General features: G+C 34.6%; 15 protein-coding genes. 6 read left to right on the top strand and 9 right to left on the bottom strand.

Annotation, left to right across the window (positions count from 1 at the left end):
• Positions 1 to 9 precede the first annotated feature (9 nt).
• Positions 10 to 1,635 (bottom strand): phosphoenolpyruvate carboxykinase (ATP), encoded by a 1,626-nt coding sequence (pckA, locus tag B4N66_RS00820; RefSeq protein ID WP_291091772.1) that lies wholly within the window; start codon positions 1,633 to 1,635, stop codon positions 10 to 12.
• Positions 1,636 to 1,713: 78 nt separating this feature from the next.
• Positions 1,714 to 2,100 carry a DUF423 domain-containing protein gene (locus B4N66_RS00815; protein WP_291091770.1) on the bottom strand — a complete coding sequence of 129 codons (387 nt, stop codon included), beginning with the start codon at positions 2,098 to 2,100 and terminating at the stop codon, positions 1,714 to 1,716.
• 122 nt (positions 2,101 to 2,222) lie between these two features.
• Between B4N66_RS00815 and B4N66_RS00810 the strand changes: the two genes are divergently transcribed.
• Positions 2,223 to 3,593, top strand: a complete 1,371-nt coding sequence (locus B4N66_RS00810) for a saccharopine dehydrogenase family protein (RefSeq protein ID WP_291091768.1) — start codon at positions 2,223 to 2,225, stop codon at positions 3,591 to 3,593.
• On the opposite strand, the gene B4N66_RS00805 is transcribed toward B4N66_RS00810, so the two are convergent.
• The gene (locus B4N66_RS00805) at positions 3,594 to 4,196 is read right to left on the bottom strand and encodes a tRNA (guanine-N1)-methyltransferase (protein ID WP_291091766.1); all 603 of its coding nucleotides are present in this window, start codon (positions 4,194 to 4,196) and stop codon (positions 3,594 to 3,596) included.
• Positions 4,197 to 4,381: 185 nt separating this feature from the next.
• On the opposite strand from B4N66_RS00805, the gene B4N66_RS00800 reads away from it, so the two are divergent.
• Positions 4,382 to 4,852, top strand: a complete 471-nt coding sequence (locus B4N66_RS00800) for an Lrp/AsnC family transcriptional regulator (RefSeq protein WP_248432505.1) — start codon at positions 4,382 to 4,384, stop codon at positions 4,850 to 4,852.
• A 359-nt stretch (positions 4,853 to 5,211) separates the two neighbouring features.
• On the opposite strand, the gene B4N66_RS00795 is transcribed toward B4N66_RS00800, so the two are convergent.
• From B4N66_RS00795 to B4N66_RS00770, 6 genes are all read right to left on the bottom strand, one after another.
• Positions 5,212 to 5,907, bottom strand: coding sequence for a zinc metallopeptidase (locus B4N66_RS00795; protein ID WP_291091762.1), 696 nt, complete (start codon positions 5,905 to 5,907; stop codon positions 5,212 to 5,214).
• A 128-nt stretch (positions 5,908 to 6,035) separates the two neighbouring features.
• Positions 6,036 to 6,674 carry a hypothetical protein gene (locus B4N66_RS00790; protein ID WP_291091760.1) on the bottom strand — a complete coding sequence of 213 codons (639 nt, stop codon included), beginning with the start codon at positions 6,672 to 6,674 and terminating at the stop codon, positions 6,036 to 6,038.
• A gap of 33 nt (positions 6,675 to 6,707) precedes the next feature.
• Complete coding sequence (locus B4N66_RS00785) at positions 6,708 to 7,670, bottom strand: Na/Pi cotransporter family protein (protein ID WP_291091757.1); 963 nt, start codon at positions 7,668 to 7,670, stop codon at positions 6,708 to 6,710.
• Between the two features lie 103 nt (positions 7,671 to 7,773).
• Positions 7,774 to 8,457, bottom strand: coding sequence for a hypothetical protein (locus B4N66_RS00780; protein ID WP_291091755.1), 684 nt, complete (start codon positions 8,455 to 8,457; stop codon positions 7,774 to 7,776).
• Positions 8,458 to 8,566: 109 nt separating this feature from the next.
• Positions 8,567 to 9,208, bottom strand: coding sequence for a hypothetical protein (locus B4N66_RS00775; RefSeq protein WP_291091753.1), 642 nt, complete (start codon positions 9,206 to 9,208; stop codon positions 8,567 to 8,569).
• Positions 9,209 to 9,352: 144 nt separating this feature from the next.
• Positions 9,353 to 12,457, bottom strand: coding sequence for a leucine--tRNA ligase (locus B4N66_RS00770; protein WP_291091752.1), 3,105 nt, complete (start codon positions 12,455 to 12,457; stop codon positions 9,353 to 9,355).
• A gap of 150 nt (positions 12,458 to 12,607) precedes the next feature.
• On the opposite strand from B4N66_RS00770, the gene B4N66_RS00765 reads away from it, so the two are divergent.
• The 4 genes from B4N66_RS00765 to truB are packed head-to-tail and all read left to right on the top strand — an operon-like array spanning position 12,608 to position 15,272.
• On the top strand, positions 12,608 to 13,483 hold the full coding sequence (locus B4N66_RS00765) for a cell division protein FtsX (RefSeq protein ID WP_291091749.1): 876 nt from the start codon (positions 12,608 to 12,610) through the stop codon (positions 13,481 to 13,483).
• 15 nt (positions 13,484 to 13,498) lie between these two features.
• Positions 13,499 to 13,759 (top strand): DUF3098 domain-containing protein, encoded by a 261-nt coding sequence (locus tag B4N66_RS00760; protein ID WP_291091747.1) that lies wholly within the window; start codon positions 13,499 to 13,501, stop codon positions 13,757 to 13,759.
• A 19-nt stretch (positions 13,760 to 13,778) separates the two neighbouring features.
• Complete coding sequence (uppP, locus tag B4N66_RS00755; protein WP_291091746.1) at positions 13,779 to 14,573, top strand: undecaprenyl-diphosphatase UppP; 795 nt, start codon at positions 13,779 to 13,781, stop codon at positions 14,571 to 14,573.
• Between the two features lie 3 nt (positions 14,574 to 14,576).
• Positions 14,577 to 15,272, top strand: a complete 696-nt coding sequence (gene truB, locus B4N66_RS00750; RefSeq protein ID WP_291091744.1) for a tRNA pseudouridine(55) synthase TruB — start codon at positions 14,577 to 14,579, stop codon at positions 15,270 to 15,272.
• Positions 15,273 to 15,294: the final 22 nt, after the last annotated feature.

The following is a 15,294-nucleotide window of genomic DNA, read 5'->3' as shown; positions in this document are numbered from 1 at the left end:
AGTGTAAAATTATAATTGAGGTCCGGACTTCACTAAGTTTCGTCCTTCTTCATTGTCTGTATATTGTACGAAGTTTTTAATAAACAAATCAGCTAAATTAGATGCTTTTGCTGTCCAATCATCTGGGTTATTATATGTGTCTCGAGGATCTAAAATAGCAGAATTAACATCATGTAACGCCGTTGGCACTTCAAAATTAAAAATCGGAATTAATTTAGTTTCCGCTTTTTCAATTGAACCATCCAAGATTGCATCAATAATTGCTCTGGTATCTTTAATCGAAATTCTTTTTCCTGTTCCGTTCCAACCGGTGTTAACCATATAAGCAGTCGCTTTGTGTTGCTCCATTTTCTTAACCAATTCTTGTCCGTATTTCGTTGGATGAAGTGATAAAAATGCTTTTCCGAAACAAGCCGAAAAAGTCGGTTGTGGTTCAGTTACACCTCTTTCTGTTCCGGCTAATTTGGCTGTAAATCCGGAAAGGAAATAATATTTTGTTTGTTCAGGTGTCAATTTAGAAACCGGAGGCATCACACCAAAAGCATCAGCTGTCAAGAAAATAACTTTAGTTGCATGACCCGCTTTTGAAACCGGTTTTACAATATTTTGAATGTGATTAATCGGATAAGAAACTCGCGTATTTTGCGTCACAGAACCATCTTTAAAATCGATTTTTCCGTTTGCATCCAACGTTACATTTTCTAACAAAGCATCTTTTTTGATGGCTCCGTAAATACCCGGTTCGTTTTCTTTGCTCAAATCGATGGTTTTTGCATAACATCCACCTTCAAAGTTAAAAACACCTTCGTCATCCCAACCGTGTTCATCATCACCAATTAATTCACGTTTTGGATCAGTTGATAAAGTTGTTTTTCCTGTTCCTGATAAACCAAAGAAAACTGCCACATCGCCATCTTTACCTTTGTTAGCAGAACAATGCATCGAAGCAATTCCTTGTAAAGGCAAATAGTAATTCATCATCGAGAAAAGTCCTTTTTTCATTTCTCCACCATACCAAGTTCCGCCGATGATTTGAACTTTTTCGGTTAAATTAAAAGCAACATACACTTCAGAATTTAATCCGTGCTCTTCATAATTTTTAAAAGACGTTTTAGAACCATTCATTACAACAAAATCAGGCTCACCAAAACTTTCCAATTCTTGTTCCGTTGGGCGGATGAACATATTTTTCACAAAATGGGCTTGCCAAGCCACTTCCATAATGAATCGAACTTTTAAACGAGTGTTTTCGTTTGCACCACAAAAAGCATCCACTACAAATAATCTTTTTCCAGAAAGTTGATTAACTGTTGTTTCCTTTAAAGCATCCCAAGTCACTTTTGAAATGGGTTTGTTATCATTCGGTGCTTTTGGAGAGTTCCACCAAATGGTATCTCTTGTCACGTCGTCTTCTACAATATATTTATCTTTTGGCGATCTCCCGGTAAATTCTCCCGTCATTACATTTACCGCTCCTAATTCTGACAATTGTCCTTTTTCGTATCCTTCTAACTTTGAACTTAGTTCTTCTTCATATAGAAATTCAAACGATGGATTATAAACAATTTCTTGTGTGTTTTTGATTCCGTACTTTTCTAACGAAATCGATTTCGTAAATTGAGCGTATGTTTCCATAAATTTACCGTTTAGTTGTGTTTAAATATTTGGCAAAAGTAAAAATTAAATCTTTACAATTGATAATTTGTTGAAAATTTATCCCTTTTGTTTAAGAATATTCAAAAACAGAGCTACCCAAGCACCTATTAATAGCAATCCTCCAATTGGTGTAATTGGTCCTAAAAACTTAAAATCAATAGAAGTTAAGTCGTTTGTTGCCAATAAATAGATTGAACCCGAGAAAAACAAAACCCCAACTAAAACCAATGTCAAAATAATGTTTTTTGTTTTATCAGATAACAAAACGGATGTTCCTAAAAACAATAAAAATAGTGCGTGATAAAATTGGTAGCGAACACCGGTTTCAAAACTGACTAATTGATTTTCGTTTAAAACTTCTTTTAACGCGTGAGCTCCAAATGCTCCTAAAATAATTGAAATTACTCCTAAAATCGAAGCAAAAAGTATAATTTTTCTGTTCATTCTATTTTATAATAGTCAAATTTACGGAATTAATTTTCAACCTCAAACGGAATTAACAGTCTAAAATTTGTTAGAAATATAACATTTGTTTACTTTCGTGTGATTTTTATAGAAAAACAAAAATGAGAAATATCCTGATTATTGGTGCCGGTCGATCTGCTTCTTCGTTGATAAAGTATTTGTTAAACAAAGCAATCACAGAAGATTTGCATCTTACTATAGCTGATTTATCTTTGGAATTGGCGAAGAAAAAAACCAATAATCATCCGAACGCAACCCCTATTTTATTGGATATTTCGAATGTGGAGAACCGTCAGAAAGAAATTCAAAAAGCCGATATAGTGATTTCGATGCTTCCGGCTCATTTGCACATTGAAATTGCCGAAGATTGTCTTGCTTTCAACAAACACATGGTGACGGCTTCCTACATCAGTCCGAAAATGCAAGAATTGGACAGTCAAGCGAAAGAAAAAGGATTAATTTTTATGAATGAAATTGGCCTTGATCCCGGAATTGACCATATGAGTGCCATGAAAATAATTGATGAAATTAGAGAAAAAGGTGGAAAAATGATTCAATTTGAGTCATTTTGTGGCGGATTAGTAGCTCCTGAAAGTGACACAAATTTATGGAATTATAAATTTTCCTGGAATCCGAGAAATGTGGTTTTAGCCGGACAAGGCGGTGTTTCAAAATTTATTCAGGAAGGAAAATACAAGTACATTCCATACAACAAACTATTTCGTAGGACTGAATTTTTGGAAGTCGAAGGCTACGGACGTTTTGAAGGTTATGCCAACCGTGATTCTTTAAAATACAGAAGCATTTATGGTTTGGATGATATTTTAACGATGTATCGCGGCACTTTACGAAGAGTAGGTTATTCAAAAGCGTGGGATATGTTAGTTCAACTAGGAATGACGGATGACACCTATTCTATGGAAAATTCGGAAACTATGACTTACCGTGATTTTACGAATTCATTTTTACCTTATCACCCTTCGGATTCGGTGGAATTGAAGTTACGTCACTACCTGAAAATTGATCAAGACGATGTGATTTGGGATAAATTTGAGGAATTGGATTTATTTGATTCTACCAAAAAAGCAGGGATTAAAAATGCAACACCTGCTCAATATTTAGAACATATTTTAGCCGAAAAATGGGCTCTTCAACCCGAAGATAAAGATATGATTGTGATGTATCACAAATTTGGGTATGAACTTAACGGTCAGAAAAAACAAATCGACAGTAGTATGGTTTGTTTAGGTGATGATCAAACGTACACAGCCATGGCGAAAACAGTCGGACTTCCTGTCGCGATGGCAACGTTACAAATTTTGAACGGAAACATCACTACTCCAGGAGTGCAATTACCAATTAAAAAAGAGGTTTATCTTCCTATTTTGGAGGAATTGGAATCGTTTGGTGTAATTTTTACAGACAAAGAAGTGCCGTATATGGGTTACAACCCGAATAATGTTGGCAGTTAATTATTTGGAAGATTTATTTTGTTTGTTAATTTCGTCTTGCAATTGACGACCTAACTTTTGCTCTTTTTCGAGGGCTTTTCGTTTGTAATCTTCGTAGTCTTCTTCAAGCTTTTCCAGATTGTTTTTGGCATCGTTGGATGTGGATTTGGCTCCTTTTAGTTGAAACAAGAACACAATTAAAATTAGCAATAAAACCGAAACAATTCCCCACATAATCAAATTGTAGTTGGTTTTGCTAATTGGAGCCCCAAGAAACGAAACATTATCCTGAGCTGTTTTAAGTTTATCAAGCTCAGCCTGTGTTGTTTTTAATGTATCTTTTAATTGCTGAACAGTTTCAGAATGTGAAGCAAACTCTGCTTTTAAATCGGCTAATTCAGTTTTAAAACGATTGACTGAATCAAGACTATTTCGCTTTAAAATTGTTAAGAAATCCCTTTTTACAACTTTGTATTCCTGAAAATTATTTGATTTTTGAACAACATAATCAAATTGTTTATCCAATGTTCCGTTCATTGAAGCCTGACCGTTTTGGATAGAATCTTGAGCAAATAAAAGTGTTATTGAAAATAAAAAAATAAGTGATAGAATATATTTTTTCATGAGATGTTGTTTAGTCGAGATGATTGAGTTGATTAACAAATTTAATTTTTTTAGTTTAAGAATCCTAATAGATTTTTTAATCTTGAAATGAATAAGTTTTTTTGAATATATACTATTGAAACTTTAAAATTGATTTTTTAGTATTTTTGAAAGTAATTTTATATTTTTAATTAAAATTTATAACAATGAAAATCAATTCGCTTGAAATAGAAATTGACGGTATAGACAAAGAAATTCTTCGTGATTTGATGGAAGATGCTCGAAAACCCATTTTACAAATTGCCAATAAAATAGGAATTTCCGGTGCGGCGATTCATCAGCGGTTGCGAAAATTGGAAGAAGCCGGTGTGATTTCGGGTTCTAAATTTGTGATTAATAATAAGGTGTTAGGGTATAAAACGATGGCTTTTGTTGGGATTTATTTGGATAAAGCTTCAAGTAATTCGGATGCTGTGCGAGAATTGAAAAAAATTCCAGAAGTGTTGGAATGTCATTATACCACAGGAAATTGGAGCATTTTGGTTAAGATAATTTGTAGAGATAACGAACATTTGATGCAATTGCTCAATAAAAAGATTCAGCCGATTGATGGTGTTTCGAGAACGGAGACGTTTATTTCGTTGGAACAGCAGATTGAACGGCAGATACAGTTGTAGGGGTTGCGGGTTGCGGGTTGCGGGTTTTTTGCCGCGAAGTGAGGAGGGCACGAAGTTTTTGTTTGCGATGAAGACAATGTAGAATGAAAATTATTTGAAAACTGAAGGTGAAAACTTTTTTCTCACAGAAGGCACGGAAAACACTGAAAAGAGATTGCTTCGCAATGACAAGATTGGGTGAAAACTGCCAACTGATTACCATTCCTCTCTAGCCCAGATTGAGCCGGTAGCTCCCGTTTTTTAAAACGGGACTAAAGGCGAAAGCGGGAATATGGTTTCCTGAAAAAGCCCGAGCCATTCGCTTCCAAAAAAAAAATCCGCTACGATTGTAACGGATTTTGTTGTTTTCATTTTTTGAATTAGTCTCTTGAACCAAATACTTGGAGAGCCCAATATAATAAGGAAGCTAATGCTCCAATTGCAGCAACCAAATAGGTTCTGGCGGCCCATTTTAAGGCATCTTGAGCTCCTTCGTATTCTTGTTGACCAACCATATTTGCTTTCTTTAACCAAGCTAATGCTCTGTTACTCGCATCGTATTCCACAGGTAAAGTAATGAAACTAAATGTGGTGGCTAAGGCCATCATCACTAAACCGGCGATGGCTACGTAAAATCCGATTGCACTTCCGGAGGCGGCTCCTAAAATTAAACCACCGATTACTAACCATTGCGACATTCCAGAGGAAACACTCACTACAGGTACTAATTTGGAACGTAATGTTAACCATTCGTACGCGGTTGCGTGTTGCACGGCGTGACCAACTTCGTGAGCGGCAACGGCTGCTGCTGCGGCATTTCGTTGGTTGTAAACGGCTTCACTCAAGTTTACTGTTTTGTCAGTTGGGTTGTAGTGATCGGTTAAACGACCGGGAGTTGAGATGACTTTTACATCATAAATTCCATGGTCTTCAAGCATTCGTTGAGCAATTTCGGCTCCACTCATTCCGTTACGCAATTGAACTTTTGAATAAAATTCAAATTTTTTCTTCAGCTGACGACTTACTAACCAACTTACTAAAGCAATTGCACCAATTAAAATATAATATCCTATCATTTTTTTATTTTTTTAAAAGTATAAAGTTACAAATATATAGCAAATTGTAAGCCAAAGTTGTGTGAATTCTTTTTGCTGAAATTTTGGCAGAGACTTTGGTGTGAAAATCAATAATCTTGCATAAATAGTTAAATAAGCTTTTCTAAAGTTCGGAACAATTGTCTTATGGTTTGTGTTGCCATTCCATTTACCATTAATAATAAGGAGATATCTTTTTCTTGAATTAATTTTTTTTCAATTGCCTCTGCTATTTTTTCAACTACCATTTTATAATCCTGTTTAATCTGATTATTATAAACTTCCAAGGTTTGTTTTTCTAATGATTCTTCCAAGATTTTGTGCAATAAAACTAAGTTTGAATTGGTGGTGTCGCAAATTAATATCATTAATTGACTAACCGATGTGTTTTCAGACGACTCAATTTCTTCTATTTCGGGACCAATATTAATAACCGTTTTGGCAACTTGAGAAAGTGTTATAACCATGTTATTGTAATGAGCAAGCTCTCTTCGCTCTAACTCCTCCAAATCATGTACCGGAATTTTAGAAGCAAACACCATAATTGATTTATTAGTAGAAAGAATGTTATTAAATAAATCAGCTGGTGTTTTATCTTTTTTTGTGTTGAAGAGTAACTCTGAAAAAAAACCACTCCCTTCTTTTGCTTTTGATTGATTTAAATGAAAAACAAGTCCGATTAAATCTAAAGTAATCTTAAAAATATGAATCGTTTCATTTCGAACTGCAACAAGTGCAGCTTCTGGCAAATCTGGTGTAGTATTTGAAATGAATTGAGTTGTTTAGTTTCTTTTTTCAGGATAAACTCTTTGAAGAAATTTCACTAAAAAGCCAATAAATGGTAAAAACAAAAGCACACCCAATAAATTGAACAACGTATGAAACAATGTAACAGCTAAAACTGCATTGTTGTCTTCATTAATTAAAAAGAGTATTAATTTGGTAAGGAGTGGTAAGGATAAAAATGCAACAACTCCGGTAAAAATATTGAAAATTAAATGACTTAACGCTACTTGTTTTTTTATTGGAATACCTCCCATTGCTCCAAGCATAATTGTTGTGGTAGTTCCAATATTTGCACCTATCACCATGGCAGCTCCCTCTGAGAACGATAGTAACCCCGTATGTAAACCTGTCAAAATGATCGCAATTGTGGCTGAACTCGATTGCATAACTGAAGTCATAATAATAGCAAGGAAAACATAAAAAAGTGAGCCATAATGTGGCATGGAAGCCAAGTCAAATGACGAAGTAAATCCTTCAACGCTAAGTTTCATGTATTCTAAACCCATGAACAAAAAACCAAGTCCTACTAACAATCGGCTAATTCCGTTGTAGCGAGGTGATTTACTCAAAAAAATTAATCCCAAACCACCCAAACCAATCAAAGGCAAAAACAAACCCTCTACATTTATTTTAAAACCGATTGTAGCTACAAGCCAACTCGTGGCAGTGGTTCCTAAATTGGTTCCCATCACTACACCTATAGCATTCTGCATAGTGATTAAACCGGCCCCAACAAATGTTAGTGTCATTAATGTTACAGCGGAACTGCTTTGCAAAACTGTAGTAGAAAATAATCCTGTAAAAATCGATCGAATTCTGCCTGTTGTAGATTTCCTAATTAATGTCTTAAATGCTTTACCGGATAATTGCTTTATGGCCTCTTCCAATAAAAACATACCGTACATAAAAATACCTAATCCAGCTAGAAACTTCCATATATCAAAATCAGACCAATGCATAATGTTATTTTAATAACCACAAGTTACAAAAAACAAATCATAAAAAAACCTGAAAAATAATTTGTTCAGGTTTAAAATTTTCATTTTTAAAATCGATTGCTCATTAAAAGAACACAACATCAACCATTAATCTATTTTGACCATTTTCTTTTACAGTATTGGACACATTGGCATAATCGGATTTCCATTTTCCGTTGGTGAATGCAAACTCGTAACCCACATTTAAACGAATACTCAATTTTTCTTTACGTTTCAAATTGAATGCTATTGAAGGTCCGGCATAAAAAATATCATTTTTTAAACTTACGTGACCTGAATTATTTTCTGGATTCAAATCGTTTAAGTTGATATCATTATCTCGAGAATATAAATTAAAATCGTTATGTGTGTAAGCCACATTTAATCCCCCAGACAATAAAACTCTTGGTTTATTTACAAAATTATAATGTCCGCGAAGTCTAAAAGTTCCACTGGCCAATTTATTCTCGGTTGTACTGTTTTTCTTGGTTGAATACGTGGAAGACAATTCAGCGTCAAAAGAATACTTTTCCCATAACGTATTTATTCCGACTAAGAATTCCGGCATACTTTCTCGAATCTCGGGCATTCCCGATGCACTGATTTTTTGATTTAAATTAAAATCATTGTAAAAAATACCGCCCACACCAACGTATAAATCAAGTTTTGGAACTTCACATTTTTTTTCGTCGGTTGAAATGGTTTGTTCCTCTTGTGCAAAAGAAAATTGAGCGAACATAAATCCAGCAATTAAAAAGATTTTTTTCATGTTTTTTAAGTTTAAAATTGTGTTTAATATAAGTGCGAAATTATTTAGAAATTGAATATATGATTTTCATACAATAACTTTCTTTTTGTATAAATAGTATGCTTTTTTACTAATAAGTTACAAATCCAATTAACGAAATTCCTATTCCAACATAATAATTTGTAAAATCACTTGTGGTAGCAAATTTTGGTGTTCCCATCGCTTGTCGGTATTTTGCTTTGGCGGTGAGATAAACATCCGGAAAGCGATCATTGTCATATACTCTAACAGCCGCTTCAATGCCGGGTTGCAGAATGTAGAAATAATTGGTTTCTATACGTTTGGCTGATTCGGTCACGCCATATTCATCCCAAAACTCTTCTGTAACATCACGATCAACCAAAGTAGCCATTGCTAAACCGTTGCTCAATTGCAGACCGATTCTGAATTTTTCTTTTTTGAGTAAATCAAATTGGTTGAGCCAACTTATTTCACTGTATTGAACGGCAGGATTAAATACATCATATTGAAAATCGGTTTTCATTTTTCGGGAAGCATAGCTTATGTTGATACCGGTGGACCAATTTTCACGAACGTAATATCTGATGTCCATTGAAAAACCGATGAAATTGGTAGATAAAATTGGGCTGTAGAAACCAGAAAAATCAAAAGCAATTTCGTTTGGTAAGACTTGCGTTTCAACCATTTCTTCTTCTTGAGCGAACAAAAAGGAACTGCAAAAGAGAGCAAAGAATAGTAGTCGTGATTTCATAAGCAGAAGGAATTTGAATTAAATTTATGAAATCAAAAAATCTGCCAAAAAAATTGCTTTAGGTATTGTTTAACAATTGTTGATGAAAAAAGCCACGGATTCACAATTGAATTTGCAAATCCGTGGCTAAATCTTTTTATAAAATTATCCCACTAAGTTGATAATTTTTCCGGGAACAATAATCACTTTATTTGGTGTTCTCCCCTGCAATTGAGCTTGTGTGCGTTCGTCTGCCATTACAATTTCTTCAATTTGAGCAGCGGTTAAATCTAGTGGCAATTTGATTGTAAAACGCATTTTTCCGTTGAAGGAAACCGGATATTCTTTTTCTGATTCTACTAAATATTTCTCTTCAAAAATTGGAAATGCTACGGTTGAAACCGAACCTTCGTGACCCAATTGACTCCATAATTCTTCGGCAATGTGTGGAGCATACGGTGAAACTAAAATAGCTAATGGTTCTAAAATTTTTCGGTGATTGCATTTTAATTGAACCAATTCGTTCACACAAATCATAAATTGTGAAACAGAAGTATTGAACGAGAAATTCTCGATGTCTTCTGTCACTTTTTTGATGGTTTTGTGTAATGATTTGTACATTTCTGCCGTTGGTTCATCGTTGTTTACGATTAAACCATTGTCATCAAAATACAGTCGCCATAATTTTTTCAAGAAGCCTGAAACTCCGGTAATTCCGGCAGTATTCCACGGTTTTGCTTGTTCTAAGGGACCAAGGAACATTTCGTATAAACGTAAGGTATCGGCTCCGTATTGGTTGCAAATGTCGTCTGGGTTTACGACGTTGTATTTAGATTTGGACATTTTTTCGACTTCGCGACCGACAATGTATTTGCCATCTTCTAAAATAAATTCTGCATTTTTATAATCGGAATATAATGGATGGGATTTAAATTTTTCAATATCTAATTCATTTGTAACATCATTTATAACTGATAAATCTACTGCTATAGGAGTAAAAGTGAATCCTTTAATTTCAATTTTTCTATCATATTTCAAAATATCTAACGCATCTTTTGGACTTTCAGGTAAAGATTTATTAGCTTCTTCAATTATGTAATTTTTGACGCTAATATCAAGCAAATCAAAATTTAAAAGATATGGATGAAAAATAATTCTTAAGTCATTTTTAAAATCGCTAATATGTTTTTTGGAATAAAAAAACTTCGTCCCAAAAGATCCTGAGTATATAGGATCAAAAATAGCTGGTAAACTATTATTGATGATAATTGCCATTGATTCTTCAGTTAATGAAAATTTTAAATCAAATTCAACTCCTAATCTATATGCGAACGCCGAATTCCCTAAAATCATCCCTTGATTAATCAATTTTTTAAACGGTTCTTCGGGTGTGATGAAGCCGCGGTCTTTTAGAAATTTATTCCAAAAACGAGAATACAATAAATGTCCGGTGGCGTGTTCGCTACCACCAATGTATAAATCTACATTTTCCCAATAGTTCAAGGCATCTTGGCTGGCAAATTCGTTTTCGTTATGAGCATCCATATACCGCATCCAATACCACGAAGAACCTGCCCAACCCGGCATCGTGTTCAATTCTAATGGGAAAACTGTTTTGTTATCAATCAACTGATTACTAACAACTGTAGACTGAACACTGTCCCAAGCCCAATGCGTAGCATTTCCTAACGGCGGTTGTCCGTCTTCGGTTGGTAAATATTTCTCTACTTCCGGTAAAATGATTGGAAGATGTTTAACATCAATCATTTGTGGTAAATCATTAACGTAGTAAACCGGAAACGGTTCGCCCCAATAGCGTTGTCTTGAGAAAACCGCATCACGCAAGCGGTAATTAGTTTTTCCTTTACCTTGACCAATTTGTTCTAAAGCTTCGATGGCTTTTTTGGTGGCTTCTTTGTAACCTAGACCATTTAAAAAATCAGAATTGACTATTTCAAAACCACTTTTTTCTGCAAAAGCAGCTTCGGAAATATCTTGATTGAAAATGTTTTTAATTTCGGGCATTCCTTCTTTTCCTTTGAAGAAATTAGCGAATGCATAGTCGCGTTCATCGCCACACGGAACGGCCATTACAGCTCCTGTTCCATAACCGGCTAACACATAATCGCCTATCCAAACCGGAATGGGTTCTTTGGTAAACGGATGCTCAGCATACGCTCCTGTGAAAACACCGGAAATGGTTTTTACATCGGCCATACGTTCTCTTTCGGAGCGTTTTGATGTTGCTTCTACGTAAGCTTGAACTGCTGCTTTTTGTTCAGAAGTTGTGATTTGTGCAACCAAATCGTGCTCGGGTGCGAGGGTCATAAAGGTTACTCCGAAGATGGTGTCGGGTCTTGTCGTAAATACCTCAACCTGAAACTTGGAACCTGAAACCTGAAACTTAACAGTTGCCCCAACACTCTTCCCAATCCAATTTCGTTGACTTTCTTTAATGCTTTCGCTCCAATCGATCGTTTCTAAACCTTGCAATAAACGTTCAGCATATGCAGAAATTCGCATATTCCATTGGGTCATTTTTTTTCGGATAACTGGATGACCTCCACGTTCGGAGACCCCATTGACGATTTCGTCGTTCGCTAAAACGGTTCCTAAAGCGGGACACCAATTTACCTCGGTTTCGGCTAGGTAAGTTAAGCGATATTTTAATAAAATTTGTTGTTGTTTTTCAGATGAAAATGCATTCCATTCTGAGGCTGAAAAAATTTCTATGTTGTCATCACATACGATATCCACATTGGCATTTCCTTCGGCTTCAAACACTTTTACCAATTCTGAAATTGGAAACGCTTGATCGGAATGTTTACAATAATACGAATCAAACAATTGAATAAAAATCCATTGCGTCCATTTGTAATAATCCGGATTTGAGGTACGAACTTCTCTACTCCAATCGAACGAAAAACCGATTTTATCCAGTTGCTCACGGTAACGAGCGATATTTTCTTTGGTCGTTTTTTCGGGATGTTGTCCGGTTTGAATGGCATATTGCTCCGCCGGAAGTCCGAATGAATCATATCCTTGCGGATGCAACACATTAAAACCTTTGTGTCTTTTGTAACGAGCCACGATGTCTGAAGCAATGTATCCCAGCGGATGACCTACGTGCAAACCTGCTCCGGATGGGTACGGAAACATATCCAACACATAATATTTTGGTTTTTCAGAATTATTTTGTGCGGCAAAGGTTTGGTTTTTAGCCCAATATTCTTGCCATTTGGCTTCGATTTTTTCGTGGAAGTATTTCATATTCTAAGGTGCTGAGGAACTGAGTTTCTGAGTTGCTAAGGTTTTTTAAACGGCAAATTTACGTTTATTGTACTAAACTCAAAACTTTCAACGTTATAAACTGTGGTTTAACCAATTTCTTTTTTAATTTTACGGCTTAAATTAATTTCTATGGCATCATCTTACGAAAAGTATCAAAAAAGACGACTTATTTCTTCCTATTTTTCTGTGGTATTAAGTGTGTTTTTAGTGCTTTTTTTATTGGGAATTCTTGGGTTTTTTGTGATTAATTCGAAAAAATTATCGGATGATTTTAAAGAAGAAATTCCAATGTCAGTCTATTTTAAAGATGCTGCCAACGATAGTGTGCTTAAAAATTTTGAAGCCAAATTAAAAGCGGCGGCTTATGTAAAAACAGACACTTTTGTATCAAAAGAAACGGCAGCTTCAAAACATAAAGATATTATTGGTGAAGATTTTATGCAGTTTTTAGGATTTAATCCGTTGCAGAATTCCTTTGATATTCATCTAAAAGCAGATTATGTTGAAGCCGATAGCATCAAAAATATCGAGCAAGAATTCAAGGAAAACAAAATGATTTCTGATATTGTTTACGATAAACATTTAGTTGATTTAGTGAATGATAACATTAAAAAAATCACTTTTTGGATGTTAATTGTGACCGGATTTTTAGCGTTAATTGCTGTTTTATTAATCAACAGTTCGATGCGTTTATCCATTTATTCAAACCGATTTATCATCAAAACGATGCAAATGGTGGGAGCAACAAAATCTTTCATTAGAAAACCTTTCATTATGCGAAGTATTAAATTAGGAATAATTGGTGCTCTATTGGCCATTATTGCAATCATTGGCGTACTATTTTACATCGATGCTAATTTTCCAAAACTTGGTATTTTAGAAGACAAGATAATGATTGGTGCTGTGTTATTGGGAGTTTTAGTTTTAGGAATTTTAATTTCTTGGTTCAGTACTTTCTTTGCCACTCAAAAATTCTTAAACCTTAGAACAGACGATTTATATTAATTTTTATTTGAAAAAATGAGCAGTAAAAACGAACAAAAACAAGAATTTATCTTTGAGAAAATTAATTATAAAATTCTTTTAGTTGGAATTGGAATTATCATCTTAGGTTTCATTTTAATGAGTGGTGGTGGCAGCGATGACCCAAAAGTTTTTAGCGAAGCTATTTTTGACTTTCGAAGAATTCGTTTAGCTCCAACTGTTGTTTTGGCGGGATTTGGTGTGGTGATTTATGCTATTATGAAAAATCCGAAAAAGCAATCAAATCCATCTAATTAATTATTTTATCTAATCCAAAATGGGCATTTTAGAAGCTATTATTTTAGGAATTATTCAAGGTTTAACAGAGTTTCTTCCCGTTTCTTCCAGTGGACACTTAGAACTTACCAAAGCTATTTTAGGCGAAGACAAAATGCCGGAAGAAGGATTGCTATTTACCGTTATTGTTCATTTTGCCACAGCATTAAGTACGGTTGTGGTTTTTAGAAAAGATATTCTGGAAATTATTAATGGTTTGTTTCAATTTAAATGGAATGAATCTTTTCAGTTTTCATTGAAAATTATTCTATCAATGATTCCTGCTGTAATCATTGGATTATTATTTGAAAAAGAATTAGAGCAACTTTTTGACGGCAATGTCGTTTTTGTTGGTTTTATGTTGATCGTAACTGCTATACTACTTTTTTTTGCAGATAAAGCCCAAAATACTTTAAAGCCTGTTAGTTTTAAAAACGCTTTGTTCATCGGAATTGCTCAAGCGATTGCAATGCTTCCGGGAATTTCTCGTTCCGGAGCAACCATTTCAACTTCTGTTTTATTAGGTGTTGATAAAAGCAAAGCAGCTCGTTTCTCTTTTTTGATGGTGGTTCCGCTGATTTTTGGAAAAATTGCCAAAGATCTTATGAGTGGTGATTTAGTTTATAACGAATCAAGTTTTGGTTATTTATCTGCTGGGTTTTTAGCAGCTTTTATCGCAGGTTTATTTGCTTGTAGCTGGATGGTTAAATTGGTTAGAAACAGCAAATTAAAATATTTTTCAATTTATTGTTTAGTTGTGGGTTTACTGGCAATTATCATCGGTTTAACGCTTTAACGAATGAAAGCGGAAGAAATTTTAGAAGGACAAGTCATTTTAGTTGATAAACCATTAACGTGGTCCTCTTTTCAGGCGGTTAATAAGTTAAAATATGCTTTGAAACGCGAATTAGGTCTTCCTAAAAAATTTAAAATTGGTCACGCCGGAACGCTAGATCCTTTAGCCACCGGATTATTGATTATTTGCACAGGAAAATTCACCAAACGTATCACAGAAATTCAAGGTCAACCTAAAGAATATACCGGAACGTTCAAATTGGGTGCCACTACTCCATCGTATGATTTGGAAACTGAAATTGATGAAAATTTTTCAATAAATCATATTAACGAAAAATTAATTAATCAAATCTTACCTCAATTTTTAGGTGAAATTGATCAAAAACCACCTGTTTTTTCAGCCATTAAAAAAGACGGAATTCGAATGTATGAACACGCTCGTGCCGGTGTAGAAATGGAAATGGAAAGTAGAAAAACCTCCATTCATGAATTTGAAATTACACGAATTGATTTACCCGAAGTTGATTTTAGAGTAGTTTGTAGCAAAGGAACTTATATTCGTTCGTTAGCTCACGACTTTGGAAAAGCTCTTGAATCCGGTGCTCATTTGACGGTTTTACGTCGCACAAAAATTGGCGATTATTCGGTTGAAAATGCAGTTTCGCCGGATGATTTTGAATCAAATTTATTGAAAAAATAAGAAGCATTTATTTTTTTCTTAT

Source organism: Flavobacterium sp. UBA2787, from assembly GCA_002352205.1.
Lineage (GTDB): Bacteria > Bacteroidota > Bacteroidia > Flavobacteriales > Flavobacteriaceae > Flavobacterium.
This window is presented reverse-complemented; position numbering and strand designations above follow the sequence as displayed.